This window comes from Alcanivorax sp. (genome assembly GCF_017794965.1).
Lineage (GTDB): Bacteria > Pseudomonadota > Gammaproteobacteria > Pseudomonadales > Alcanivoracaceae > Alcanivorax.
Window position 1 is genome coordinate 201,019 of sequence record NZ_CP051240.1, and the last position, 24,937, is coordinate 225,955.

Below are 24,937 nucleotides of genomic sequence, written 5' to 3' on the forward strand. Positions count from 1 at the left end.
GGACTCAGTCTACAATCAATCTGCCCTGATACATCTGCATCTGGCAGGTGAAACGGTATTCGCCTTCCGGCAGGTCTTGCAGGGTAACGGTTGTGACCTTACCGTTGTCGAGAAATTCACTCACGTCCAGGCCATGAAAGACCACTTGTTCGGCACAGGGGGACGGATCACGACGGTCGAAATGCAGGGTCAGGGGCTGCCCGGCACGGGCATGGACAAGCGCCGGCGTGTAGACACCATCATCCACAATGATGGTCGTTTCACTGGTGACGCTGGCGGCTTTCCGGCGCCCGGGTTGTGACAACCAGAACCACCAGATAATCAGGCCGATCAGGATGATGCCGGCAAGGTTGATCAGGATACTCATGATGGGCTCTCCGGTTTGTGGCCGGTAATGACCAGGCCGGTCTTGTGCATCATCTGTCCCAAAACGCTGGTGCTGTCTTCCGGATGGCGGGCCATGGCCAGTTGCACAAAGCCCATCGTTGCCAGGGCCTGCATCAGGTCCGGGCCTTCATAGGTCAGGAAGCCATGTTGGAAAACGGGCAAGGTGGACATGCTTTCCCGGTCCCGCAAGCCCAGGCAAAGCTGCCCGCCCGGCGCCAGGTGTCGCCAAAGCGCGTTCAGGGCCGGTGCCAGGGGCTGCCAGAAATACACCACATTGATGGCGACAATGGCCTGGTAATGATTCTCGGGAAGCGGTGCCTGGGTAATATCGCCGTGCACAAAGCGCACTTTGGGCTGCGCTTTATGCAGGCCTTGTGCGGTTTTCACCATATCCGCGGACAGGTCCAGCCCGGTGTAATCCAGTCCATCAGCTCGCGCCAGCAAGGTGGGTAAATGCCCGGCACTGCCTGGACCGATTTCAAGGACCCTGTCGCCATCCTGCAGTGCCAGTGTTCCATAGGTGTTGGCAATAATCGGTTGATTGCTCGCGTTCATGTTTTCCGCCACGCGTGCGCCTGCTTCTCCATGGGGGTGGCGTAACTGGGCAGCAAGTTGTTCGGGCGTCATGTGTTACCTCGATAGGGCTTGAAAAGTCGCAGACGGTTGGCATTGGTGACCACCGTGACCGAGCTCAGTGACATGGCAGCGCCGGCAATCACCGGGCTGAGCAAACTGCCGGTGAACGGGTAGAGCACACCGGCGGCCACCGGCACGCCGAGGCTGTTATAGACGAAGGCGCCAAACAGGTTCTGCTTGATGTTGCGCACCGTAGCGGAAGAGATGGCCATGGCGTCGGCGACGCCATGCAGGGAGCCGCCCATCAACGTGATAGCGGCGGACTCAATCGCCACGTCGGTGCCGGTGCCGATGGCGAAGCCCACATCCGCCTGAGCCAGCGCGGGCGCATCATTAATCCCGTCCCCCACCATGGCCACCACCCGCCCCTCCTGTTGCAGTGCTTTCACCTTCTCGGCCTTGTCTTCGGGCAGTACTTCCGCCATTACCTCATCCACACCCGCCTCTCGGGCGATGGCATTGGCGCTGGCCTGGATGTCGCCGGTGATCATGATCACTTTCAGGCCGGCGTCGCGCAGGCGGGCGATGGCAGCCCTGGAGTCATTCTTGATGCGGTCGGCAACGCCGATGATGCCGAGCAGTGTGTTGTCGCGGGCCAGGAACAGCGGGGTGGCGCCCTTGTCGGTAAGGGGTTTGCTGTCCAGGGTAATGGTCACCCCTTCGCTTTCCAGCCAGCGGCGATTACCCAGACGATAGCGTTGCCCTTCCACCTGGGCTGTTACGCCCTTGCCATTCAGGGCCTCGAACTGGCTGGCGTCGTGGTGCGCAAGCTCACGGCGTTGCGCTTCACGCAGTATGGCCATGGCGAGGGGATGCTCCGAACCGCTCTCCAGACTGGCGGCCACCCTGAGCACGGCGGTGTCTTCCTCTCCATCCGCGCAGAGAATATCGGTGACCGCCGGTTTGCCTTCGGTGATGGTGCCGGTCTTGTCCAGCACAATGGTGTCCAGCTTGCTGCTGGTTTGCAGGGCTTCCCCCTGACGAATCAGGATGCCGTGCTCGGCGGCCTTGCCGACGCCCACCATCACCGACATGGGCGTGGCCAGGCCCAGGGCACAGGGGCAGGCGATGATCAGTACCGTTGTGGCACTGATCAGCATATGAGTCAGGCGTGGATCCGGACCGACGTTATACCAGGCCAGGGCAGACACTACGGCAATGATCATGATGGTGGGCACGAACACTGCGGACACCTGATCTGCAAGCCGGCCAATGGGGGGCTTGCTGCCCTGGGCTTTTTTGACCAGGGCGACAATCTGCGAAAGGGTGGTGTCGCGGCCCACGGCGGTGGCCTGGTAAATCAGGGTGCCGCCTTCGTTAAGGGTGCCGGCACGGACCTTGTCGCCGGGCGTTTTTTCCACTGGCATGGGTTCGCCGGTGAGCATGGATTCGTCGATGCGACTCTCGCCTTCCTGCACCAGGCCATCCACGGCGATTTTCTCGCCGGGACGAACCCGCAGCCGGTCTCCCGTCTGCACCTGCTCCACCGGGATGTCCTGCTCTTCCCTTTGTCGGTTTGGGCCATCACGGATTACCCGTGCGGTTTTGGCGCCAAGATCCAGCAGCCGTTTCACGGCGGCACTGGTCTTGCCACGGGCGCGCACTTCCAGCGCCTGACCCAGATTGATCAGGCCGATGATCATGGCGCTGGCTTCGAAATAGACATGGCGGGCAGCTTCCGGCAACACGCCGGGCACAAGCACCACCACCATGGAATAGAGCCAGGCGGCACCGGTTCCCAACGCAATCAGGGTATCCATGTTGGCATTGTGATGGGTGAACGCTTTCCAGGCGCCGGTGAAGAAATGGCGACCGGCGGTGGCCAGGATGCCCAGGGTGGCCAGGCCAATGCCCAGCCACACCCACTGGCTGGTTTCACCGGGGCGCACCATCATGTCGCCGCCCAGCAGACCCCAGGCCATCAGCGGCACCCCAAGGCCCATCCCCAGCCACATGTGCTTGAGTAGCTGGCGGTAATGGGCCTGCTCACGGGCCTCTTGTTCACTGCCATCGTCTTCCGGGCGAGCTTCACTGGCGCCATAGCCTGCGTCTTCCACGGCCTGGATCAGTGCTTCGGCAGACGCGGAGCCGGTAATCTCTGCCGTGCGATCAGCGAAATTCATTTCCGCCTGCTCCACGCCGGCCGTGTGCCTCAGGGCTTGTTCAATGGTGCGGACGCACGCTGCGCACGTGGCGCCGGTGATGTTCAGGGTGGTGTGCGTTTTCCGGGATGCATTACCGGGGGCTGTGGGCGTGGCGCCTGTTTCAGTACTGCTCTCTTCTTTATTGGGTGCGTAGCCTGCGGTGGCGATCGCCTGGCTCAGCGTTGCTTCCGGGGTATCCGTGTCAGTGGTGATTTGGACCTGTTGCTGATCCAGATCCACGGTGGCCTTACTCACGCCAGGCACGGCGTCCAGGGCAGCGATAATCTTGCGTGCACACCCCTGGCAGGTCGCACCGGCAATCGGCAATGTGTGCAGGACCATTCTGGCCTCCTGTTAACGCAGACAACTCGTGGGATAGCATCACAGATTGTTAAACTTTAGGGTAACCCCAAGGTCAAGCGCGTGGTATAAATCTGCCCGCGCATTGAAAAACTTTAATAAAGATCCGGGTTTTCGAGGCTGTAGCACAGTCAGGTCCACCCTTGAAACAGTATAGTGATGGCGTTTTGACGAGCCGTTTCAATTTTGAAGAGGACGTATTTTTCATGTTCAAGAAAGCATTGCTTGTGTCTGGTATCGCGCTGACCGTTTCTGGTACTGCCATGGCGGAGCAGCGTACTTCTGCTGTTCGTGACAACGGTTTTTCCTACAGCTACGGTCAGCTGGCTTATGACCGCTGGGATGTGGATGGCGACTGGGACGCGGATGCGTTGAGCGCGGAAGGCAGCTTTGGCCTTGATGAGCATCTGTTTGTTCGTGGTGCCCTGCGTTTCTACGATGGTGACTATGATATCGATGGCAAACAGCTGTCCGGTGGTATTGGTTTCCACACCCCGCTGCAGCAGGGTCTGGATTTCGTCACCAGTGCGGACATCATTTACGATGATCGCGATCACCGTTTCGGTGATGACGATGATGTGGGCTTCGAGATCCGTGGTGGTGTCCGTCACGCCACCACTGACAAGATTGAGCTGTCGGGTGGTCTGACCTACCTGGATCTGTATGACGACGATCTGGGGGTTTACGGTGAAGGCCTGTTCAAGGCAACCCCTGCCGTTGATATCGGTGCCCGTGTGGTGGTGGCCGGTGATCGCGACACCATTGGCGTATTTGGTCGTTATAACTTCTAAACGGGTTATCGACGATCGTACAAAAAAGCCCGCAGGGATGACCTGCGGGCTTTTTTTGTGTTGATCGCGGATTTCCGGGAAAGCCCCCCCGCTTTTCCGTAGGGGCTTGTCTGCAGGCAGGTTATTCGCTTCGCTCCCCTTTGGGCCGCACTGCTGCGTGCGTTACTCCGCTGCGCTACGTTCCTGCGGTGGATCACTGAGACCTCTGTGGTAAAACGGGCTTTGCTGATTGTGTGGGAAGTTCAGCTTGCTGAATTTACCCCGGACATCGATCTCACTGGGCGTAGTAAAGCGCAGGAATCGCGCCGCCACCGAGCGCAGCGAAGGAACGCCTGACAAGGCGGCCCCGCAGGGTGGCGGAGCGAATAACCGACGCGCCTACGTAAAGGTGGCAGGGCTTACTCGCCATCGCCACGTAGCTGCCAGGCTTCCAGTGGCCCCCAGCCTTCCTCTGCACTGGCGGCAAGGGTGTCGAGCAAGCCGGGGCGGCTTTCATTCCAGGCACTGGCGGCGCTGTCCGGCAATTGTTCCAGTGATGCCAGCAGCCTGTCGTTGACGGTGCGGCGAACGACATCCGGAATCACCAGTTCATCATCATTCACGGCACTGCTGGCCAGTTTCTGGTGGCGCTGGATAATACGTGACAGGGCGCAATCCAGATTGTCAGCGGACACCGGAAGGGAATTGCTCAGGCTCTGATAATCCGCCACGGCCTGTTCGCCGGCCAGTTTCAGATAGCGCAGCCGTCGCGGCGCGTTATTGTCTTGCCCCTGAAAGTGATCCAGCCCGCGGAGGGCATCACCGCTACCATTGAGCACGACCAGCATGGCTGCAAAGCCGAGACTGGCCTCCGCTGCATCCGTGGCGCCGTGCTGGAGGCGCAAGGTCTTGCGATCCATTTCCAGATACGGATCGCTGATCAAACCGGACTCCGGCCATTGCGGCATGGCGTCGATGTAGCCTGGATAAAGCGGCCAGCTGTCCATGCGTTCCAGCAAGGCCTGCTGATCCAGCTGACAGGCGCGGGCATTGAGCAGCAGGGTTTGTGCGGTGAAAGTCTCATACCAGTCAGCAAGGGCGAGACGCGCCGCGTCCAGGCTGTCCTGGTCCGCTTCCTGATCCATTGTGACCAGTGCCTGCTGCCAGCGGGCAGCGGCGGCTTCGAATTGTTGGCGATGCTGTTGCTGCCAATCGCTGACGCGAATGCTGCTTTGCGCTGGCTCAGGCTGCTCTGCTTGCGGAGCCGGGGCGTCGGGGGCATCGCAGCCGGACAATGCGAGCGCCAGCAGGGCGGCAGCCATAACGGTGATGGATGCTTTCATGGCGGTTACCGGGTTCATCGCAGGCTCATGATTTGCCAGCCGCGCTCTCGGGCTTCGCGCTCCAGGCTGGCGTCCGGGTCCACTGCCACGGGGTGGTCCACCTGCTCCAGCAACGGGATATCGTTGTGGGAGTCGCTGTAGAACCAGCTGCCCTGCAGGGATTCATCGTGCTCCTTGAGCCAGTCATGCAGGCGCGTGACCTTGCCTTCCCGGTAGCTGGGAATGCCGGCCACTTCGCCGGTATAACGTTCCTTCTTGCATTCGGCCACGGTGGCAATCAGATGATCTACGCCCAGGCGATCAGCCAGTGGCGCAGTCACGAAATCATTGGTAGCGGTGATGATCATCAAGGTGTGGCCCTGATCCCGATGTTGCTGGAGCAGGGTCTCCGCCTTGGGCAACCACATCTCGTCCAGCTTTTCCGCCAGGAATTGTTCGCGCCAGAAATGCAGCTGGGCCATGTCGTTGTCGGCGAGCACCTTCAGGGAGAAACGCAGGTAGGCCATGATGTCCAGACGACCATTCTGGTAATCCACATAGAACTGGTCGTTGGTTTCCTTGTAGTGCTCGGCATCCACAATGCCCTTTTCTACCAGCCAGTCGCCCCACAAGTGGTCGGAATCGCAGCCAATCAGGGTGTTGTCCAGGTCAAAAATCGCGAGTGTCATGGCCTCTCCTTTGCTAAGCCGCTCATTCTAGGGGATGGCGGTGACAAGTTATAGCGAGCACTGGGTGCTTTCCGCGAAGGAAAGCCGGCAAAGGGTACAAAAGTTGCAGTGATTCCCGTACTCGGGAATTGATTGCAGGTTGCCGGACAAGGTTTAATGGGGCAACAGCGCCCGAAAGGCACGTAACAGTAACCCTATGAGTCATAGGGGTTTTCGGGCATTGGCTGCCCTCGCCACCTGGCCTGGCACGCAGCCCCGATTCCAGAGAGATCATGACAGGCATTATTGATGAAAAAGGGTTCCGGCTGAATGTCGGAATCATTATTGCCGGCGACGATGGCCGGGTGTTCTGGGGTCGCCGGGTAGGCAATCGTGATGCCTGGCAGTTTCCCCAGGGTGGCATGATGCCCGGAGAAACCCCGGAAGAGACCCTGTTCCGCGAACTGGAAGAGGAGGTTGGTCTGCGTGAAGAGCATGTGGAAATTATTGCCTCTACCGAAGGTTGGCTGACGTATCGGCTGCCGCGTCGTTTTCTGCGCCGGCCACGCAACAAACCCCATTGTATCGGCCAGCGGCAGAAATGGTTCCTGCTGCGACTCACCGCCAGTGAGGAATCCATAGACCTGTTTGCCAGTGAGAGCCCGGAGTTCAAGGCCTGGCGTTGGGTGAACTACTGGTATCCGATCCGCAAGGTGGTGCATTTCAAGCGGGGCGTGTATGCCCGTGCGCTGCGTGAGTTGGCGCCGGCGCTGAAAAAGGAGGTGGGCACGCTTGCTTCCGGGCGGGCCGCTGATCCGGCCCGGACGGGAGGCAGTAACGATGCTTGATACCCTGCGCCGCATTGTTCAGGAGGTGAACAACGCCCCGGATATCCGAGCGGCGCTGGATCTCATGGCCAAGCGTGTGCGGGATGCCATGGGCACCGAAGTGTGCTCCATCTACCTGCGGGACGAAGAAGACCAGCGTTATGTGCTGATGGCCTCAGAGGGCCTCAAGCAGGAAGCGGTGGGAAATGTGAGCCTGGGACTGGCAGAAGGTCTGATTGGTCAGGTGGGGTTGCGCGAGGAACCGGTCAACCTGGAAGACGCGTTCACGCATCCCAAGTTTCATTACCTGGCGGAAACCGGGGAAGACCCTTTCCATGCCTTCCTGGGTGTGCCGGTGATGCACCACGGCAAGGTGCTGGGCGTCATGGTTGTGCAGCAACGGGATGTGCGGCGTTTTGATCAGAGTGAAGAAGCCTTTCTGGTAACCATTTCTGCCCAGTTGTCCGCAGTCATCGCCCATGCACACGCTTCCGGCGTATTGTTCGATCAGCTGGAAGCCGGTGTGGATGGCTCGCTGCCCAGTTTCTATGACGGTTTGCCCGGCTGCCCCGGCGCCGCTATCGGCTACGGTGTGTTGTTGTTCCCGGAAGCGGATCTGGCGTCCGTGCCGGATCGGAACGTGGACGACGTCGGTGATGAAATTGCCCGGCTGGATGATGCGCTGGTACGTACCCGGCAGGAAGTGCGGGACCTGGCCGAGCGGGCCTCCAAGTCCCTGGGGGCTGAAGAGCAAGCATTGTTTGATGTGTATCTGCGCATGCTGGATCGGCATGCCTTGCCGGCGGAGGTCATCGCCCAGATTCGTGAGGGGCAATGGGCCCAGGGGGCCTTGCGTGATGTGGTGGACACGCATGTGCGCAACTTCGAAATGATGGATGATCCCTACCTGCGCGAGCGGGCGGCGGATGTTCGGGATCTTGGCCGGCGAGTGCTGGCCCAGCTGCAGAGTCAGACCCGCCGTCATGTGATCTTTCCGGATGAATGTATCCTGCTTGGTGAAGACATTTCGGCGCCCATGCTCATGGAAGTCCCCCGTGAGCGTATTCGTGGCATCGTCACCACTCGCGGCTCGCGTAATTCCCACATGGCCATTGTGGCGCGGGCCATGGGCATACCTACCGTGGTGGGTGCCCAGAATCTGCCGCTCAAACAGATGGACGACAAGGAAATCATTGTGGATGGTTTCCGCGGCCGGGTGGTGGCCAATGCGTCTGCGGAGCTGAAAGCGCAGTTCGAAGAGATCATCCGTGAAGAAGCTACCCTGCAGGCCGGACTGGAGCGTCTGCGGGATCTGCCTGCGGAAACCGAGGATGGCAACCGGATCCAGCTGCAGGTGAATACCGGGCTGATGACCGATATCAGCCGGTCGCTGGAGCGGGGCGCAGAAGGGGTGGGGCTGTACCGTACCGAAATTCCCTTCATGGTGCGCGACCGCTTTCCCTCCGAGGAGGAGCAGCGGGTGATTTACCGGGAGCAGCTGGCGGCGTTTGCTCCCCACCCGGTGACCATGCGCACCCTGGATGTGGGCGGGGACAAGTCTCTCAGTTATTTTCCCATCGAAGAGGACAACCCCTTCCTGGGCTGGCGGGGGCTGCGAGTCACTCTCGATCACCCGGAAATTTTCATGGTGCAGTTGCGCGCCATGCTCAAGGCCAGCGAGGGGCTCAACAATCTGCGCATCATGCTGCCTATGGTGACCAGCGTGATCGAGGCAGAGGACGCCCAGCACTTTATTCACCGGGCCTGGCTGGAAGTGCGAGAAGAAGGCCTCGACATTCCCATGCCGGAAGTCGGAGTCATGATCGAGGTGCCTGCGTCGGTCTATCAGGCAAGGGCGCTGGCCCAGCGAGTGGATTTCTTCTCCATTGGCACCAATGACCTGACCCAGTATCTGCTGGCGGTGGATCGCAACAACCGCCAGGTGGCCTCACTCTACAATTCCTATCACCCGGCGGTGCTGCACGCGATCCTGCATGTGGTGGAACAGGCCCGGGAAGAGGGAAAGAAAGTCTCGGTGTGTGGCGAGATGGCCGGTGAGCCGGCAGCGGCCCTGCTGCTCATGGCCATGGGGGTGGATGCCCTGTCCATGAATGCGTCCAACCTGCTGAAAGTGAAGGCGGCCATTCGCCAGGTGAAGATGTGCTTTATCCGCAAACTGCTCAGTGAAGTGTTGGCCATGGATAATGGCGAAGTGATTTCGGCCTACGTGGATCTGCAGCTGGACAAGGCGGGTCTCGGTGACCTGCTGCGAAACCGCAAGGCGATCAACTGATCATGTCTGGCCGATTGCTGGCCCGACTCGGTGTCCTGTTCGTGCTGTTGCTGGCGGGACTGCTGGCGGTGATGGTGAGCCGCACCTTATTGCTGGCCCCGCAGGAACGCAAGGCCGTTGCCCTGCCGGCACTGGCTGAATCCAGTGATGAGCCCGCCATGGTGGCTCGACTGTCACGGGCCATTACCTTTCCTACCCTTACCGGCAATGATGCTGCCTTTGATGACTTCCATGCATTCCTGCGTGATGCCTTTCCCCTGGTGCATGCTTCACTGTCATTAAAGATCTTCGGCCATAGCCTGTTGTTTCACTGGGACAGCGGCCAGGGCTGCAAGCCCACTCTTCTGCTGGCCCATCAGGACGTGGTACCGGTCTCATCACCGGAAGACTGGCGCTATCCGCCGTTTTCCGGGGTGAATGAGGAGGGATATATCTGGGGGCGGGGTGCCATGGATGACAAGGTTTCGGTCATGGCTATCCTCGAAGCCGTGGAGGGGATGCTGGCGGCGGACCAGCAACCGCCCTGTGATGTCTGGCTGGCTTTCGGTCACGATGAGGAGACCGGCGGGGTGCATGGCGCTGCCAGAATGGCGGCCTGGTTACTGTCGCAAGGGCTGCAGTTCGAACTGGTGCTGGATGAGGGAGGCATGGTGTTGCCGGGCAGTACCCTGGGTATCAGCGCGCCGGTGGCGCTGATCGGTATCGCCGAGAAAGGCTATCTCAGTGTGGTTCTGAGGGCCCATGGGGAGCCGGGGCATTCATCACGGCCGCCGGCGAAGACCGCAGTGGGCCAAGTAGCCGCTGCCATTCAGACGCTGCAGTCGCATCCTCGCCCGGCGTCCCTGGGGATGCCGGTGCGGCAGATGCTGGAACAGGTGGCGCCCTGGCAACCGTTTGCCAAACGCATGGTCTTTGCCAATCTGTGGCTGTTCGAGCCGCTGGTACTGCAACAGCTTGCCAGCAAGCCGGAGACCAACGCCTTGATCCGAACCACCCAGGCACCCACCATGCTCAACGCCGGGGTGAAGGACAATGTGCTTCCTGCCACGGCGGAGGCGGTGGTGAACTTCCGCCTGTTACCCGGCGAGAGCCGAGACAGCATTCTCGGTTGGCTGGAGGCTATCCTGCCGTCGGACGTGCAGGTCACTGTAAAGGACGGTTTCTTTGCGGAAGCCTCGTCGATCTCGCCGGCCCACTCCGCTGCGTTTGAACGGGTGGCGGGGCTGGCGGCGGCCTTGCCGGACGAACCGGTGCCGGCCCCCTTTCTGATGATTGCCGGCAGTGATGCCCGGCATTATCAGGCCTTGTCGGAAAATGTGCTGCGCTTTCTGCCGGTGTCACTGCAGCAGGAAGACATCGCTCGCTTTCACGGGCCCAATGAGCGGCTGGCCCGTGACCAGTATGCCCTGATGGTCCGCTTTTATGCGGGCGTGCTGCAGAGCAAGTAGGGCTTCAGCGGGAGCCGCTGGCTACAATCGGCCCGGCGGTCTGCCCATCCGGTTGCCAGCCCTGTTCCAGCATCGCCGGGCCGTTGCTCCTGTCCAGAATCACTGCGCTGCTGGCGCGTGTGCCGTAGGTGGGGGACTGGATAAAGACCGGCGCCACCAGTCGCTCCAGGTCCAGCCCGACACCGGTATCAGGCAGTTCGTCATCGGCGGGTTGGTGACGGTCGTTGACCACGTCCAGAAGCTGTTCCAGTGCCCCCCCCTGTGCGATGACCTCCTGCATATGCCGTTTGGCCCGTTGTACCTTGGGCCAGGGATCATCCATGAGCCCGTTGCTCAGGCCATGGATGCCCGGTGTGACTGGCTGCGGCGGGGCGCCGCGGTTGCCCAGGTACCACAGGCTCTCCGGCGTGCCCAGCAACAGGTTAAAGGCGCCATAGTGGTGTTGCTCGCCAGCCAGTTCCCGGGCGAACTGTTCCGGGCTGGCGCTGGATTCCAGGAAGGCGCTGGGTAGCAAGCCGCGGGAGCGCTCCCCGGGCTGGCGGTCGGTGACCGGTTCGCGGTAGTTGGTGACCACCGCAAAACGGCCGTTGCGGTGAATACCGAGCCAGGTGCCGCCGGCGGTCAGATCAATGCCGCAGAAAATATCTCCCCGCCAGCGCGCCGGCTCTGCGGGCCGGGCATGGAACTCATCCCGGTTCGCTGCCACCCGTAACGGGGTGTCAGACTCCGGCTGCCAGTCCAGCAATACTATACACATTGGGTCTTCCTTTTCTTTTTACACGCCTGAAGTCATCAACGTAGCAGGGCTTGTGCTCCAATGCTCAGATGCCCGATGGCTTTTAGCGTCAGGCATCGAGCGTCCGGCGTCAGGCGTCCACCCGTGCTAGCATACCTGCCTTGCGGTGGTCTGTGTCGGGAGTCGGTGTGCTGGAACTGTTTGTCATCTGTCTGGGTGTGGGCGTCGGCGCCGGGTTGCTGGCCGGGGCGCTGGGTCTGGGCGGTGGCGTGGTGATCGTACCCGCATTAATTTTCCTGTTTCATGGACTGGGTTTTGCGCCGGACCTGGTGGCCAAGATGGCGGTGGCCACCTCCTTGAGCACCATCATCATTACCTCCATCAGCGCGGTACGCACCCATCACAAGGCCGGCTATGTACGCTGGCCGGTGGTGTTTCGGCTGGGCGCGGGCATTGTGCTGGGCGCCTTCGCGGGCGCGTTTATTGCCGATGCCATGAACGGTGAACTGCTGACCCGGTTGTTCGGTCTGTTTGCCATGATCATTGCCCTGCAGATGCTGCTGGCGGGACAGAAAGCATCACGGCCCGGCGCAGAGGAGCGTTTGCCCGGGGCTGCGGTGCTGGGGCTGGCCGGGGTGCTGATTGGTACCGGGTCCGCCATTTTTGGCATTGGTGGTGGGTCGCTGACGGTGCCTTTTCTAAGTTGGTGCCGGTTGAAAATGCAGCAGGCCGTGGCGATTTCCTCGGCCTGTGGTCTGCCCATTGCGGTGGCCGGCACGGTGGGGTTTGCGGTGGCTGGCTGGGATGAATCCCGTCTGCCGGATGGGGCGATGGGCTATGTGTTTTTACCGGCTACAGCCGGTATAGTGCTCACCAGTTTTCCGTTTGCCCGCCTTGCGGCCAGCATCAGCCATCGTTTGCCCTCTGTCACTCTCAAGAGGGTTTTTGCCGGGGTGCTGTTCCTGCTTGGGCTGAAGCTGTTTTTTGGATAGAACGTTATGGAATTTCCTGTGATTGATCCGGTGGCCATCGCTATCGGTCCGCTCAAGGTGCACTGGTACGGGCTGATGTACATGATCGGCTTTGCCGGGGCCTGGTGGCTCGGTACCGTGCGGGCAAGCAAGCCGGGCTCCGGTTGGACCCGGGAGCAGGTCAGTGATCTGATCTTCTACGGGGCCATGGGGGTGATCCTCGGTGGCCGTCTGGGCTATGTGTTCTTCTACAACTTCAGCAAGTTTCTCAGTGACCCGGTCTGGCTGTTCCAGGTCTGGGATGGGGGCATGAGTTTCCATGGTGGGGCCATTGGTGTGCTGGTGGCCTTTGCCCTGTTTGCCCGCAAGACCGAGAAGCGTTACTTCACGGTGGCAGATTTCATGGTACCCATGGTGCCCATTGGTCTGGCGACTGGCCGATTCGGTAACTTCATCAATGCCGAGCTGTGGGGGCGCACCAGTGACGTGCCCTGGGCGATGGTTTTTCCCACCGATCCGCAACGCTTGCCGCGTCATCCTTCCCAGCTTTACGAATGCCTGCTGGAAGGGGTGCTGCTCTTCATCGTGTTGTGGGTGTATTCCGCCAAACCACGCCCGGCGGGAGCGGTAACCGGCCTGTTTGGTGTGGGCTATGGTGCCGCGAGAACCTTTGTGGAATTCTTCCGCGAGCCGGATGCCCATATCGGCTATCTGGCCGGTGGCTGGCTGACCATGGGCATGCTGCTGAGTATCCCCATGATCATTCTGGGGACCGCCATGATGGTATGGGCGTATCGCAACGATGAACGCCAGGCAACAGCGTAAAAAGGTGAGGGCATGAAGCAATATCTCGATCTACTTCGTCATGTGCGTGAACACGGCACCTTCAAGGAAGACCGGACGGGCACGGGCACCTATGCGGTATTCGGCTACCAGATGCGCTATGACCTGAGTGAAGGCTTCCCCATGCTCACCACCAAGAAGCTGCATCTGCGTTCTATCATCCACGAGCTGCTGTGGTTCCTGTCCGGCGAGACCAACATCCGTTACCTGAAGGAAAATGGCGTTTCCATCTGGGACGAGTGGGCTACCGAAGACGGTGAGTTGGGCCCGGTGTACGGCGAGCAATGGCGCAGCTGGAAAACCCCCGATGGTCAGGTCATCGACCAGATCACCCAGGTGCTGGACGAGATCAAGCGCAATCCGGATTCCCGCCGTCTGGTGGTGAGTGCCTGGAATCCGGCGGTGCTGCCGGATCCGTCCATTTCGCCGGATGCCAATGCGGCGGCGGGCAAGCAGGCGTTGCCGCCCTGTCACTGCCTGTTCCAGTTTTATGTGGCGGACGGCAAACTGAGCTGCCAGTTGTACCAGCGCAGCGGCGATATCTTCCTCGGCGTGCCGTTCAATATTGCCTCCTATGCGCTGCTGACCCTGATGATGGCGCAGGTGTGCGGTCTTGAACCTGGTGACTTTGTTCACACCCTGGGCGATGCCCACCTGTATTCCAATCATCTGGAGCAGGCGGACACCCAGCTGGCCCGCGAGCCCCGTTCGCTGCCCACCATGACCCTGAATCCGGAGGTGAAGGACCTGTTTGCCTTTACCTTCGATGATTTCACCCTGAGCGATTACGAGCCCCACGCCCACATCAAGGCGCCGGTAGCAATATAGAGACGCAACACGCAACACGCTTCACGCAGCACGCGTGGGGCATGGTGCGTGGTGCGTGATGCGAGGTTTAGATGTCCATTCGACTTTCCATGATGGTGGCCAAGGCCAGTAATAATGTGATCGGCCGGGACAACAAGTTGCCCTGGTATCTCCCCAATGACCTCAAGTATTTCAAGCAGGTCACCTTCGGCAAGCCGGTGATCATGGGACGCAAGACCTGGGAGTCCCTCAAGGGGCCGTTACCGGGCCGTACCAATATTGTGATTACCCGTCAGGCGGATTACGTGGCCGAGGGCGCCAAGGTGGTGACGACCCTGGATGAGGCGGTGGAGATGGCCCAGAACGTGGCGTTCATCGAAGGTCAGGAAGAAACCGTGATCATGGGCGGGGCGGAGATCTATCAACTGGCGCTGCCAAAGGCGGATCGCCTTTACCTCACCGAAGTGCATGCAGAGGTGGATGGCGACACCTTCTTCCCGGATTACGACGCCACCGAGTGGAACGAGATCGGGCGCGAGGACTTCGCCGCCGAAGGCCCAAACCCCTACGATTATTCGTTCGTGGTTTACGAGAGAAAATAGAGAATAGCTACGAGCTACGCTTGATTCGATAGAGGAGCCCTGAAAAGTCCCGAGCTTCTGCATTGCTACGAAGCCGCTGTAGGAACGTAGCGTAGCGGAGTAACGCACGGAGTGCGGCCCCGAAGGGGTGAGCGTAGCGAATAACGAGCCTGCTCGCGATCCGAGCCCAAGCGAGGTAAGGATTCCAGAATCGCTGTTCGATCTGTAGGAGCACCGTTCAGGGTGCGAACCGAGCTCCAGCGAGGCAAGCGGTGCTGCTGGCCGCCCTGATGTCAGGATGGATATTGCCACCGCCGTTCGGCCAACATGTTGGCTCTCCAGCAGCTTAAGCAGGCGCGGGGAAAACGCTGCTCGTTTGGCTACAAGTCAAATTCGCGTTGCTGCTTGTAGCTTGAGGCTTGCAGCTGATTCACCCCCGCGGCTCGATGATCACTTCACTCTTTACGGATTGGGCAATAAAACACTTCTCGTGTGCACGTTGATGAAGCGCCTGGATCTGACCGATGTCGGGCTGCTGGCCGTTGAAGGTCACCAGTGGCTGCAGCTTGATCTGCTTCACGAAGATTCTGGCCTGGTCGTTCTGGCCCAGTACCGCAGAGGGATCATCATCGTAGCTGGCCACGGAAAGTCCTTCCCGGGCGGCTTCGGTCAGGAAAGACAGCAGGTGGCAGCTGGCCAGGGCCGCGATGAAGGCCTCTTCCGGCTCCATGAATTCCTGTTGCCCATGCTGGCCATCCACCACGCGTACTTCGTTGCCATCGGCCAGGTGCCACAGGTAATGATCCTGGTTGCCATGGGCTGTCCAGCTCAGGTGCATGGTATGTTGCGGCACAGCATATCCCCCGGTTTGATTCCGTTGTTGTGGCTTCAGTATGCCATTTATCGGCGCCTTTGCCATTGCAGGATGTAACCGGTTGTTCAGGGCTGGTCCTGGTCCTGGTTCGGGCTCCCGGCCAACTCCCAGAAGCGGAAGATGGCCACGTTGTTAAGGATGGACAGTACGCTGATGGGCAGGGCAATCAGCAGGCTCGCTGCCATGATGTTGGGCACGGCGGTGCTGATGAGACTGGCCAGCATGCTGCTGATCAGGGTGTAGGTCAGGAACACCAGCACAATCACCAGCAGCAGTGGCCACTGTTGCGATTCGGTCATGGTGAAAGACTGGCGGATAGCACGCAGCGGGTTGTGGCGATGCAGCACAACCAGATAGGGCGCGAAGCTGAGCCGGGTATAGACCCAGAGCGCAGGGAAAAAGAACGCCAGCCAGCCGAGAGCAACGCCCATGGCAATGATGGCGTACGTTGCCAGCAGGGCCGGGTACATCAGTAGTGCGGGCGCCATGCAGGCGAGCAGGCCGGCGGGTTTTCCGCCACGGCTTGCAGCCAGCTGGGTGATCACCGTGCCTTCCGCCAGGGGGCGGAGCAGCATGATCAGTATCAGGCTGGTGGTGCTGAAGGTGATGCTGCCGTTCGGGTCGTCGGGCAGGGCGATGGCTGCACCAAAACCCCATTGCAATAACTCGGTGGTCAGGGCAAAGGGGGCGGAAACCAGAAACAGGGGGCCGAGGTAGCGCCACCAGAAGTAGAGGATTTCGCGAAAACGTTGACCGATCATGGCGTTGCCGACAGACAAGAAAGTGACGCAACCTTACGTCAGCACCGCGGGATTTTCCAGCCGGGAAGTGTCCGGCTGAACCGGTTCACCACCAGTACTTGCCCCAGTTTTCCGGATTGGCCCAGAACCGTGAATTATTCCAGCTGCGCTCGAAATTGTAGTTGTCGAGATCGTAGCTGTAGATGTCCAGGCTGCGCCCGTCGTGACTGAAATGCCCTTGCTCCCGGCAGCCCAGGGCCAGAAAACCGTTGCTGGGCCAGCGCAGGGTCTGGGGGGCCAGCTTGGGCTGGTAAACCGCCACAACCGAATCGGTATGCAGGTTGCGCAGCAGCCCCATCAGGGCTTCGCCGTCACGGTGGGTCATGTATTCCAGCTGGTCCGCCACAATCGCCATGTCCACACGCTCAATCTCTTCAAGCGCAGCAAAGGGCGTGGGGGACTGGATTTCGTGGAGTTTGCAGTCGTGGTCCTTGCACCACTGACTGACCACCGGGATGGGATTGAGGCTTACTGCCAGAACGGAACGGGGCTGGTGGCTGTCCAGGATAGCGGCCAGACGTTCCTGGGGGGACTCGGTCATTGGATGTGCCATCGCAGTATTCATGGTTTCAGTCTAACCCCATTACAGGGAACTTTTCGATAGCGGAAAGTAAAAAGCTGTGTGGTTCGGTGAAGGGGAAGATTGAAGCAGGTCCCGGTTCAACGGGAGTGCTAGCGATGTGTTGCTGATGACGGTTTCGATTGCCCGCCTGCTCTTGCGATGGCTTGTGTCTTCGTCAAAGGGGGTTGGCAAAGGTTGAATCGTGATGCTGTTCAGATAATCGCAAAGAGGCGTTGACGAATGTCTAATCAATAATGATAATGATTCTCATTTAAGACATGGAGGCCAGCATGACACAGCTAAAGAAGACCGTTACCTCGTCCCCGCGCCGGGTGTCCATCAATGCGGAGAGCAGTGTGGCAAGTTCCCTGTTGCTGAACCACCAGGGCAAGCTCTGGATTGAGCATGCCGGTGAGCGTTACCTGCTTCGGCGCACGTCCAACAACCGATTGATTTTAACGAAGTGACGCTGCACGCAACACGCTTCACACACCAACGCGAAGCAAGGTTCTCATTCCTGAAGTTCCTGTGCCAAACGCGGTAACGTTTTTATCGCGGCTCAAGACTTTCAAGCACGGATAGCCTTTCCCCGCGTTGTTGCGTGCAGCATGTTGCTTGTTGCGACTCTCTTTCTCCCTGACGTGGATCGCCAGCCGCCGCCAGCTTTCCACACCTAATACTGACGCACCGGGAGGTCTGGTGCGTAAGACCTGGAGGCATTATGTCTGTCATGGCATGGCCCTCGGCACCGGCGGCATCTCCCCTGCTACGGCAATGCGGGGCAGCACTGGGTGACCGGGTCCTGCGACTGCAGGATGAGCCGCTGGCTATTCTCAAAGGGCTCTACCGTCTTGGCTCACTGGTGGTGACCACCTTCTCTTCCGGCTCGAAAGTGTCGCAGAGCATGCGCTACCCGACCCTCAATGATGGGGAATGGAGCCTGGAATCGGTGGGTGAGCGCTGTCGTCTGCGTCAGAATTTGCTGGTGGCGCAATGGCACTCGGTGCTGGCGGTGCTGGAGCCCACCGGGTCGTTGCCGGCACGCAGCCTTCTGTTTCTGGATCGCCATGGTCAGCCTTTGCAGCAAATGGCGGTGGCGCCGGACAGTGGCGGGCTGGCATTTGAGGAGCTGGTCTGTGCCATGTTGCATCCGGACCAGCAGGCACTGGATCTGCCACGTCCGTGCGGGGTCTCGCTCCGGGGTGTTGGCCATTCCCTCAATGAGATGGAAAGGGTGTGGAGCGGCAGTCGCGATGATGACGATTTTGCCAGCCTACTGGCCGGCTACCCCGGCACCCGTTCCAGCTTGTACGCCTCAGTGCGTGACAGCTTTGCCTGCCAGGTACGCCCGGAAACCCTGCCGGTGGTGCTGGCCGAATCTGCCTGTCAGGATGCGGCGACCACCCTGTGTGTCGGCAATCAGGGGGTGCGACTGTGCATGACCGCGCCCTGGTCATCTCCCCGCTGGCAGAACAGCCATTGCCACCTGGCCCACAACGGCGCCCTGGTCTCCCTGGATATGTCGAAGATGCATAGCCTGTGGCGGCTGCGCAAACCCGGAGACGGGCAGGTAGTAACGGCCCTGGAAGCACTGGATGAAAACGGTGATTGGCTTTGGACGCTGTCAGCGGGAGAGGATGAACAACATTGGCGTGATTTATTGAAGGGGGCGGTGATTCGATAGTTGTGAGCTACGAGCTACGAGCTACGAGCTACGAGCTACGAGCTACGAGCTACGAGCTACGAGCTACGAGCTACGAGCTACGAGCTACGAGCTACGAGCTACGAGCTACGAGCTACGAGCTACGAGCTACGAGCTACGAGCTACGAGCTACGCTCGATTGGATAGGGAAACCAGGAAAAGTTCCCGAGCTTCTGCATTTCTACGAAGCCGCTGTAGGAGCGGTCGTTCGACCGCGATCCGAGCCCAAGCGAGGTAAGGATTCCAGAATCGCTGTTCGATATGTAGAAGCACCGTTCAGGGCGAACCGAGCTCCAGCGAGGCAAGCGGTGCTGCTGGCCGCCCTGATGTCAGGATGGATATTGCCACCGCCGTTCGGCCAACATGTTGGCTCTCTTGCAGCTATTAGCAGGCTCCTGACTCGACAGGTCGCTAAGAATAACCTCCCTTCGGTCGCCTCGCTGCGCTCGGTTCGTCCCCTGGAAGGGAACTCCTACAGCGCCGATCTGAGGTCGGGCTGGCAAGTAAGGGCCGAGCGACGATAAGTGATTTTCGAAAGGCAAAACCGGTTTTGATCTTCGAAACTCGCAGATTGCGGCACGTCACTCGCCTCAGCGATTTTAAAAATGCTCGTCGAACGCCTTCAGCAAGCTAATGATTTCCGTCATATCCTGCTCCATTTCTTTCAGTGCCTCTTCTGCCATGGGGGCCACATCGCAGCTGCCGGGCAACGGGGCGCCGGCATCCATCATGGCGCGAAACCGTGCCACGAAAACCCATTGCAGCCACTGGCTGAAGTCCATGGTGTCCGCAAAAAACGGTGTCTGGCTTTCAAAGGCTTTGGGGGCAGGAGGGTGGGTTGCCCAGAGGCCCTGATTTTCCATTTCGGTTTGCAGGTCATCCAGGATGGCAGCGAGGGCGTTATGTTTTGTCATCAGGCCGGTTACTCATCAAACAGGGGTATCAAATCAGGGATTTCCTGAAGGTTATGGATGTGGTGGCGGGGTTTTTCGAGTTCATCCGGCCAGTCCAGATCCACCAGGTTGGCCCATACTGCATGCATGCCATGCTCGCGGGCGGCATGCACGTCTTCCAGCGGATGATCGCCGATATGCACTGCCTGATCGGCGCCGACGCCGGCATCTTTCAGTGCGGCGGCGAACATGTCCGGGGCCGGCTTGCGCTTGCCGATGGTCTCCGCGGAGTGGTGAAAGGCAAACAGGTCATCAATGCCGATCATTTTCAGATCCGCATTGCCATTGGTCAGCGCGCCAAGGGTGTAGCTGTCCGCCAGTTGCTCCAGTACCGTCCGGGCACCGGGAAAAAAACTCACCTGATTGCGGGCGCCATGGAATACCTTGAAGGCATCCAGGGCAATACGGCGGGCTTCGGCTTCGCTGAAACCGTGCTCCATGAAGGCCCGGCTCATGGCGTCCTGGCGCAGGGCGGTGAGATTGTCCAGGTACTGGGGCTTTTCCTTAAGCAGGGCCGTGCGCACCGCCCGTACCCGCTCCGCGCTCAGGGCTGCTGACGCGTCCGGGTGGTTATTCGCAATCCAGTCACTGCAGGTCTTCTCCGCATGACGAATCACTTCGTCCACCGGCCACAGGGTGTTATCGAGATCAAAGGTGATCAGCTTGAGTTTGCTCATGGGGGTAGTGTAGCGCATGCCCAGAATTTAGGCCCGGCTATGGCTACAAAGCCGCTGTAGATACCGTCTCTCTCCATACCCTGCAAGCCGTCTCTATGCGACTTGTGGGGTATATTTCTTTTGGTGCTTGATTACCCCATAGGCGATTTGCACCAGCTTGCGCATTGCTGCCACCACAATCACTTTACCTGTCTTCCCCCTGTCTTCCATGCGCCGTCTCAGTGCCCGGATATCGGGGTTGTGGGTGCATGCTGTGACTGCTGCCATGAACAATTTTCCCCGTACGTTGGCGCGGCCACCTTTGCGGATCTTTGTCGGCTTTCTGGAGTCGCCGGATTCATTGTGCACCGGCGTAATGCCCAGGAAGGCGGCACATTGCTTGGCTGACCGGAAGTCCCGACTGTGTATTAGCGACAGCAGCTCTCGGGACATCACATCGCCTACCGCAGTGATGCTCTCCAGCAGTGAGCGGTCCTGTTTCAGTTCAGGATGGCCATCAATGTGGTCATCGATGTCCTTTTTGAGCTTGCGGATCTCCTCATTCAGTGTCGCGATCATGTCCTGTATAGAGGCAATGACTCGCTCGCTTGACTGGTTGAATTCCGCTTTCTCAAGCCGGTTTTCTTCCCGCTGACGGTCTTTCTCCAAGGCCTCCAGACGAGCACCAAGCGCTCGTAACTGCCTGATCTCTGGCGCTTCCGGCTGCCATTTATGTAGTCGCTCATGCTTCTCTTTCACGTAGAGAGCCAGGCACAGCGAGTCGAGCTTGTCTGTCTTGCTTGAGAACCCTTCACTCTTGGCGAAGTCCCTGGTGCGCGCCGGATTGGCCACATACACCTGCAACCCAGCTTCATGGAGTGCGTAGGTCAGGTTCTCGTGATAAATACAGGTGGCTTCCAGCACCACATGAATCTCGGACGGCTCAGCACCGGTCTGCTTGAGCAGCCACTGCGCAACCTCGTGCTCCTTCCCGCGCCGATTCTGGAAAACCCGTGTTTTTACCTTCCGGGGATTGGCCTGGCGCAGCCAAAGTGTATCGAGGCTCTTTTTGCTGACATCAATTCCAACGAAGTGCATCTCTCGTGTCTTCCCTTGCTTATACGGCTTCATCCCGCGGAGGGGAGAGCCCGGATACCGTTCAGATTTAAGAGAATGGGTCGGAGCCAGGATCTACGTCACAGGGTCTATGCCCTCAGGAGCTTGTCAGGCTTTAACCCGACCCGTGAGTGCTGGTAGCTAATCAGCACTCGTGGAGAGATACAAGGAGCTTGCCTGCAAGCGATCCGAGCCTGAGCGAGGTAAGGATTCCAGAGGCGCTGAGGGGTAGCACTCTCGAGGGGCGAACCTGAGGTGATTGTGGAGCCCTCCTGTGTGACTTGGCATCTGCTGATATGTCATCGCACTATGACAGGTGCGTGTCCTCGCCGGACGGGCCCAAAGGGGTGTAACGCGACACCCCTCTGGACTCCCCCGCGCCCCGACTCCGTTCGGCCTGCTTCGCAGGCACACTCCGGTACTCGCCCTGTGACGGACGCAAAAAAGACTCGCTCCGCTCAGACAGGTTTTTTGCTCTGCGCCGTCACAGGGCTGCGTTCCTCGACTCACTCTAACGGGGACAATGCCGTACTGATGGGGTTGGCGTTCTTTTATTGCGCCAACGCTGAGGATTGCTGTAGGCACCATTTGGGGTGCGAATCGAGCGACAGCGAGGAACTGAGATGCAGCTGGCACCTGTCTTCGTTAGAACCCGTAGGAGCCTGCCTGCAGGCGATCCGAGCCCAAGCGAGGTAAGGATTCCAGAAACGTTATATGTGCTGGCTGTAGAAGCGCGGCTCGTAACTCGTTACTCCGCTACGATACGTTCCTGCAGTTAAAGGCTGGAGTCAGGAAGATTCTTCATCATCCTTGCCGCGACGCTGGGCTCTGGGATGGGCGCCGTCGTAAACCTGGGCCAGATGCTGGAAGTCCAGATGGGTGTAGACCTGGGTGGTGGCCAGGTCAGCGTGGCCGAGCAGTTCCTGCACGGCGCGCAGGTCGCCGGAGGATTCCAGCAGGTGGGTGGCAAAGGAGTGTCGCAGCTTGTGAGGGTGCAGGTGATCATCCAGGCCGCGTTTCAGGGCCTGTTGCTTGAGTCGCTTCTGTACACTGGATGCGGAAAGGCGTGTGCCGTTTTTGCTCAGGAAAACCGCTTTTTCGGTGTTGTCCTTGACGAACAGGGGGCGGGCCTTGAGCCAGCGTTTGAGGGCGGTCATTGCCGGTTTGCCCATGGGCAGTTGCCGGGTCTTGTTGCCTTTACCGGTGACCAGTAGCTGGGCGGCGGGCAGATCGATGCAGTCCGTATCCAGGCTGAGGAGTTCGGCCAGACGCAGACCGCAGGCATAGAACAACTCCATGATCGCCTGATCACGGAGGCTCAGCGGGTCGCCCCGGTCGGTGCCCGCATCCAGAAGTTGCGATACCTGGTCTGCATCCAGCGCCTTGGGCAGGCGCTTGCCGCTCTTGGGGGCGCGCACATCTACCACCGGATTATCCTTGGCGATGCCCTCGCGCATCAGGTAGCGGTAAAAAGTACGCAGGGTGGAAAGCAGCCGGGCAATGGTCTTCCCCCCCTTGCCCTGGCGGTGCAGATTGGCCACCAGTGAGCGAATGTCATGCACGGTAACTCCCGCCCAGTCCCGCTCTCCCAGCACCCGGCGGGCTTCTTTCAGATCACGCTGATAATTGCTGACGGTATGCGGCGAAAGGCGCCGCTCAGATTCAAGATAGGTAAGAAATGAATTAATAATTAATAGTGAAGAATTAATAACGTCAGAAGCGTCGTTCTTTTCACTATTCATTATTCATTATTCACTATTAATTGATTTTTTCGCTGCCTGATGCGGGTACTGGCGCAGCACTTCGTGCAGGCGGCGGCTGAGGATCTGGCCGATGTGGGTGATGAACAGCGTGCCCAGAGAGCTACGGAAATGCATGGCACTCTTGCTGCCAATGGCCAGCAGGCCCAAACGGCCCTGAAATTCCAGCGGGACCATGGCGGCGGAGCGGATGTCGGTGGCGTGCTCCTTGAACAGCGCTTCCATTTCCTCCTGACGCATGGCGCCACAGACGGCCTTGCCGTTACGCAGCAGATGGTTCAGCGCCGGCGGCAGCGCGGTGCTGTCCACGCAGCGGATCTGGTTGCGCAGATCGCCCAGGATCGGCACCTCACGGTCGTAGAGCATCAATGAAACGCGGTCACTGCGAAAGTCATCGGCCAGGCTGGTGAGCAGGTTGCGGAACAGTTTTTCTGCGCTGCGGGCTTCCAGCAGGCCCAGGGTCAGCTTGCGGGTCTTGTCGAACAGGTGGTCGTTCTCGCGGGCCACATCCAGCAGGCCGTTGAGGCGATCACGCAGTTCAGTATTGCGCTCGCGCAGGATCGAGGCCTGACGTTCCAGCAGGGAAACGGCTTCCCCCTTTGAATCGGGCAGCCGTAACAGTTCCAGTAACTCTGGACGCTGTTCGAAAAATTCCGGGTTGTCGCGCAAATAGGCGGCCACCTGATCGGCGCTTACCGGGCTGTGATCCGTCATCTGTCTTTCCTGTGCTGGTGGGATCCGTCTGTGCGGATTCAGTCAGTCTTGATCTCAATGCTGCCATCATAGACACGGCTGGCGGGCCCTGTCATCCGAATGCCGCCGGTTCCGGCATATTCAATCTGCAGGCTGCCGCCGGGCAGGTGCACGGTGACCTGCTCGTCCAGCCAGCCGCGACGCTGGCCGATTACCACTGCGGCGCAGGCGCCGGAGCCGCAGGCCAGAGTCTCTCCGGCACCGCGTTCGTAGACCCGCAGACGGATTTCGCCGCGGCTGACAATTTGCATGAAGCCTACGTTCACCCGTTCCGGGAACTGCTCATGGCTTTCCAGCATCGGGCCTGTGGTTTCCACCGGCGCGGTATCCACGTTCTCTACCAGCAGGGTGCAGTGGGGGTTGCCCAGCCCCACTGCACCGACTTCCCAGGCCTGGGAGCCGGAGACCAGAAAATAGCTGTCGGACTCTGCCTTGGCGGTCATGGGGATCTGTTCGGGAGCCCAAAGCGGTGCGCCCATGTCCACTGTGACCTGGTCGTCTTCAGTGAGGTTCAGGGTCATCTGTCCGGCAGCAGTCTCTACCCGGATTGACTGCTTATCAGTGAGTCCTTGCTCACGCACAAAGCGAGCGAAACAGCGGGCGCCGTTGCCGCATTGGCTGACTTCCGAGCCATCGGCGTTGAGGATGCGATAGCGAAAATCCGCATCGCCGCGGGCCGGCTGTACGATCAGCATCTGGTCAAAGCCCACGCCGAAGTGGCGACTGCCCAAACGGCGGATTTCGTCTGCCGGGAACGGCAGGCCGTCCTCCGGCAGCGACTGACTGATGCCGTCGATGACCATGAAATCGTTGCCAAGGCCGTGCATTTTGGTAAAGCGCAGATTCATTGCTGCTGTCCGGTACAGGGTAAAAGGTCATTGTACTCCGGCAGGCGTGCGGCGTCAGGGGGGCTGCCCGGCCCTCTTGTTATTGCCATCTACAGGGGCTGCGTAGCCAGAGGATTATCG

The 24,937-nt window shown here is 59.7% G+C and carries 25 protein-coding genes; 10 read left to right on the forward strand and 15 right to left on the reverse strand.

Going from position 1 to position 24,937, the window contains the following annotated elements; all coding sequences use genetic code 11:
- Positions 1-4: 4 nt before the first annotated feature.
- From HF945_RS00960 to HF945_RS00970, 3 genes are read right to left on the reverse strand one after another with little or no spacing between them, the layout of a single operon-like run.
- A complete protein-coding gene (locus HF945_RS00960) occupies positions 5-367 on the reverse strand; it encodes a cupredoxin domain-containing protein (protein WP_290523827.1) in 363 nt (120 codons plus the stop codon).
- A complete protein-coding gene (locus tag HF945_RS00965; protein WP_290523828.1) occupies positions 364-1,014 on the reverse strand; it encodes a class I SAM-dependent methyltransferase in 651 nt (216 codons plus the stop codon). Before HF945_RS00965 ends, HF945_RS00960 begins: the two co-directional genes overlap by 4 nt.
- Positions 1,011-3,509, reverse strand: a complete 2,499-nt coding sequence (locus HF945_RS00970) for a heavy metal translocating P-type ATPase (RefSeq protein ID WP_290523829.1) — start codon at positions 3,507-3,509, stop codon at positions 1,011-1,013. Before HF945_RS00970 ends, HF945_RS00965 begins: the two co-directional genes overlap by 4 nt.
- Positions 3,510-3,733: 224 nt before the next feature.
- On the opposite strand from HF945_RS00970, the gene HF945_RS00975 reads away from it, so the two are divergent.
- Positions 3,734-4,318 (forward strand): hypothetical protein, encoded by a 585-nt coding sequence (locus HF945_RS00975; protein WP_290523830.1) that lies wholly within the window; start codon positions 3,734-3,736, stop codon positions 4,316-4,318.
- A gap of 398 nt (positions 4,319-4,716) precedes the next feature.
- Here the strand turns inward: HF945_RS00975 and HF945_RS00980 are convergent, their stop codons facing one another.
- Positions 4,717-5,658 carry a hypothetical protein gene (locus HF945_RS00980; protein ID WP_290523831.1) on the reverse strand — a complete coding sequence of 314 codons (942 nt, stop codon included), beginning with the start codon at positions 5,656-5,658 and terminating at the stop codon, positions 4,717-4,719.
- Entirely contained in the window at positions 5,655-6,308 is a 654-nt protein-coding gene (locus tag HF945_RS00985) for an HAD family hydrolase (protein WP_290523832.1), read from the reverse strand. Before HF945_RS00985 ends, HF945_RS00980 begins: the two co-directional genes overlap by 4 nt.
- A 281-nt stretch (positions 6,309-6,589) precedes the next feature.
- Between HF945_RS00985 and HF945_RS00990 the strand changes: the two genes are divergently transcribed.
- From HF945_RS00990 to HF945_RS01000, 3 genes are read left to right on the forward strand one after another with little or no spacing between them, the layout of a single operon-like run.
- Positions 6,590-7,135, forward strand: a complete 546-nt coding sequence (locus HF945_RS00990; protein ID WP_290525363.1) for an RNA pyrophosphohydrolase — start codon at positions 6,590-6,592, stop codon at positions 7,133-7,135.
- Entirely contained in the window at positions 7,128-9,407 is a 2,280-nt protein-coding gene (ptsP, locus tag HF945_RS00995; RefSeq protein WP_290523833.1) for a phosphoenolpyruvate--protein phosphotransferase, read from the forward strand. The genes HF945_RS00990 and ptsP overlap by 8 nt, the downstream gene beginning before the upstream one ends.
- A gap of 2 nt (positions 9,408-9,409) precedes the next feature.
- Positions 9,410-10,855, forward strand: a complete 1,446-nt coding sequence (locus HF945_RS01000; RefSeq protein ID WP_290523834.1) for a M20/M25/M40 family metallo-hydrolase — start codon at positions 9,410-9,412, stop codon at positions 10,853-10,855.
- Positions 10,856-10,859: 4 nt separating this feature from the next.
- Here HF945_RS01000 and HF945_RS01005 read toward each other — a convergent pair whose 3' ends face one another.
- A complete protein-coding gene (locus tag HF945_RS01005; protein ID WP_290523835.1) occupies positions 10,860-11,612 on the reverse strand; it encodes an NRDE family protein in 753 nt (250 codons plus the stop codon).
- 167 nt (positions 11,613-11,779) lie between these two features.
- Here HF945_RS01005 and HF945_RS01010 point away from each other — a divergent pair, with 167 nt between their 5' ends.
- The 4 genes from HF945_RS01010 (at position 11,780) to HF945_RS01025 (ending at position 14,814) form a co-directional block, all read left to right on the forward strand.
- Positions 11,780-12,583: a sulfite exporter TauE/SafE family protein gene (locus tag HF945_RS01010; RefSeq protein ID WP_290523836.1), complete on the forward strand. Its 804-nt coding sequence runs from the start codon at positions 11,780-11,782 to the stop codon at positions 12,581-12,583.
- Positions 12,584-12,589: 6 nt separating this feature from the next.
- A complete protein-coding gene (gene lgt / locus HF945_RS01015; protein WP_290523837.1) occupies positions 12,590-13,387 on the forward strand; it encodes a prolipoprotein diacylglyceryl transferase in 798 nt (265 codons plus the stop codon).
- Positions 13,388-13,399: 12 nt separating this feature from the next.
- Complete coding sequence (locus tag HF945_RS01020; RefSeq protein ID WP_290523838.1) at positions 13,400-14,233, forward strand: thymidylate synthase; 834 nt, start codon at positions 13,400-13,402, stop codon at positions 14,231-14,233.
- Between the two features lie 71 nt (positions 14,234-14,304).
- The gene (locus HF945_RS01025) at positions 14,305-14,814 is read left to right on the forward strand and encodes a dihydrofolate reductase (RefSeq protein WP_290523839.1); all 510 of its coding nucleotides are present in this window, start codon (positions 14,305-14,307) and stop codon (positions 14,812-14,814) included.
- 409 nt (positions 14,815-15,223) lie between these two features.
- Here HF945_RS01025 and HF945_RS01030 read toward each other — a convergent pair whose 3' ends face one another.
- The 3 genes from HF945_RS01030 to HF945_RS01040 form a co-directional block, all read right to left on the reverse strand.
- On the reverse strand, positions 15,224-15,646 hold the full coding sequence (locus HF945_RS01030; protein WP_290523840.1) for an OsmC family protein: 423 nt from the start codon (positions 15,644-15,646) through the stop codon (positions 15,224-15,226).
- Between the two features lie 86 nt (positions 15,647-15,732).
- A complete protein-coding gene (locus HF945_RS01035) occupies positions 15,733-16,428 on the reverse strand; it encodes a hypothetical protein (protein ID WP_290523841.1) in 696 nt (231 codons plus the stop codon).
- An 85-nt stretch (positions 16,429-16,513) separates the two neighbouring features.
- Positions 16,514-17,020, reverse strand: coding sequence for a DUF6231 family protein (locus HF945_RS01040; RefSeq protein WP_290523842.1), 507 nt, complete (start codon positions 17,018-17,020; stop codon positions 16,514-16,516).
- Positions 17,021-17,319: 299 nt separating this feature from the next.
- On the opposite strand from HF945_RS01040, the gene HF945_RS01045 reads away from it, so the two are divergent.
- Both HF945_RS01045 and HF945_RS01050 read left to right on the forward strand, forming a co-directional pair.
- Positions 17,320-17,496 (forward strand): hemin uptake protein HemP, encoded by a 177-nt coding sequence (locus HF945_RS01045; RefSeq protein WP_290523843.1) that lies wholly within the window; start codon positions 17,320-17,322, stop codon positions 17,494-17,496.
- Between the two features lie 254 nt (positions 17,497-17,750).
- Positions 17,751-18,713 carry a hypothetical protein gene (locus HF945_RS01050; RefSeq protein WP_290523844.1) on the forward strand — a complete coding sequence of 321 codons (963 nt, stop codon included), beginning with the start codon at positions 17,751-17,753 and terminating at the stop codon, positions 18,711-18,713.
- Positions 18,714-19,330: 617 nt separating this feature from the next.
- Here the strand turns inward: HF945_RS01050 and HF945_RS01055 are convergent.
- The 6 genes from HF945_RS01055 to dapF all read right to left on the reverse strand — a co-directional run bounded on the left by HF945_RS01055 (position 19,331) and on the right by dapF (position 24,817).
- On the reverse strand, positions 19,331-19,645 hold the full coding sequence (locus tag HF945_RS01055; protein WP_290523845.1) for a YqcC family protein: 315 nt from the start codon (positions 19,643-19,645) through the stop codon (positions 19,331-19,333).
- An 8-nt stretch (positions 19,646-19,653) separates the two neighbouring features.
- Positions 19,654-20,361, reverse strand: a complete 708-nt coding sequence (locus tag HF945_RS01060; protein ID WP_290523846.1) for an HAD family hydrolase — start codon at positions 20,359-20,361, stop codon at positions 19,654-19,656.
- 93 nt (positions 20,362-20,454) lie between these two features.
- Positions 20,455-21,438 carry an IS110 family transposase gene (locus HF945_RS01065; RefSeq protein ID WP_290522779.1) on the reverse strand — a complete coding sequence of 328 codons (984 nt, stop codon included), beginning with the start codon at positions 21,436-21,438 and terminating at the stop codon, positions 20,455-20,457.
- A gap of 806 nt (positions 21,439-22,244) precedes the next feature.
- The gene (gene xerC / locus HF945_RS01070) at positions 22,245-23,198 is read right to left on the reverse strand and encodes a tyrosine recombinase XerC (RefSeq protein WP_290523949.1); all 954 of its coding nucleotides are present in this window, start codon (positions 23,196-23,198) and stop codon (positions 22,245-22,247) included.
- A 6-nt stretch (positions 23,199-23,204) separates the two neighbouring features.
- The gene (locus HF945_RS01075) at positions 23,205-23,930 is read right to left on the reverse strand and encodes a DUF484 family protein (protein ID WP_290523950.1); all 726 of its coding nucleotides are present in this window, start codon (positions 23,928-23,930) and stop codon (positions 23,205-23,207) included.
- Between the two features lie 38 nt (positions 23,931-23,968).
- Positions 23,969-24,817, reverse strand: coding sequence for a diaminopimelate epimerase (gene dapF / locus HF945_RS01080; protein ID WP_366492366.1), 849 nt, complete (start codon positions 24,815-24,817; stop codon positions 23,969-23,971).
- Between the last annotated feature and the right edge of the window lie 120 nt (positions 24,818-24,937).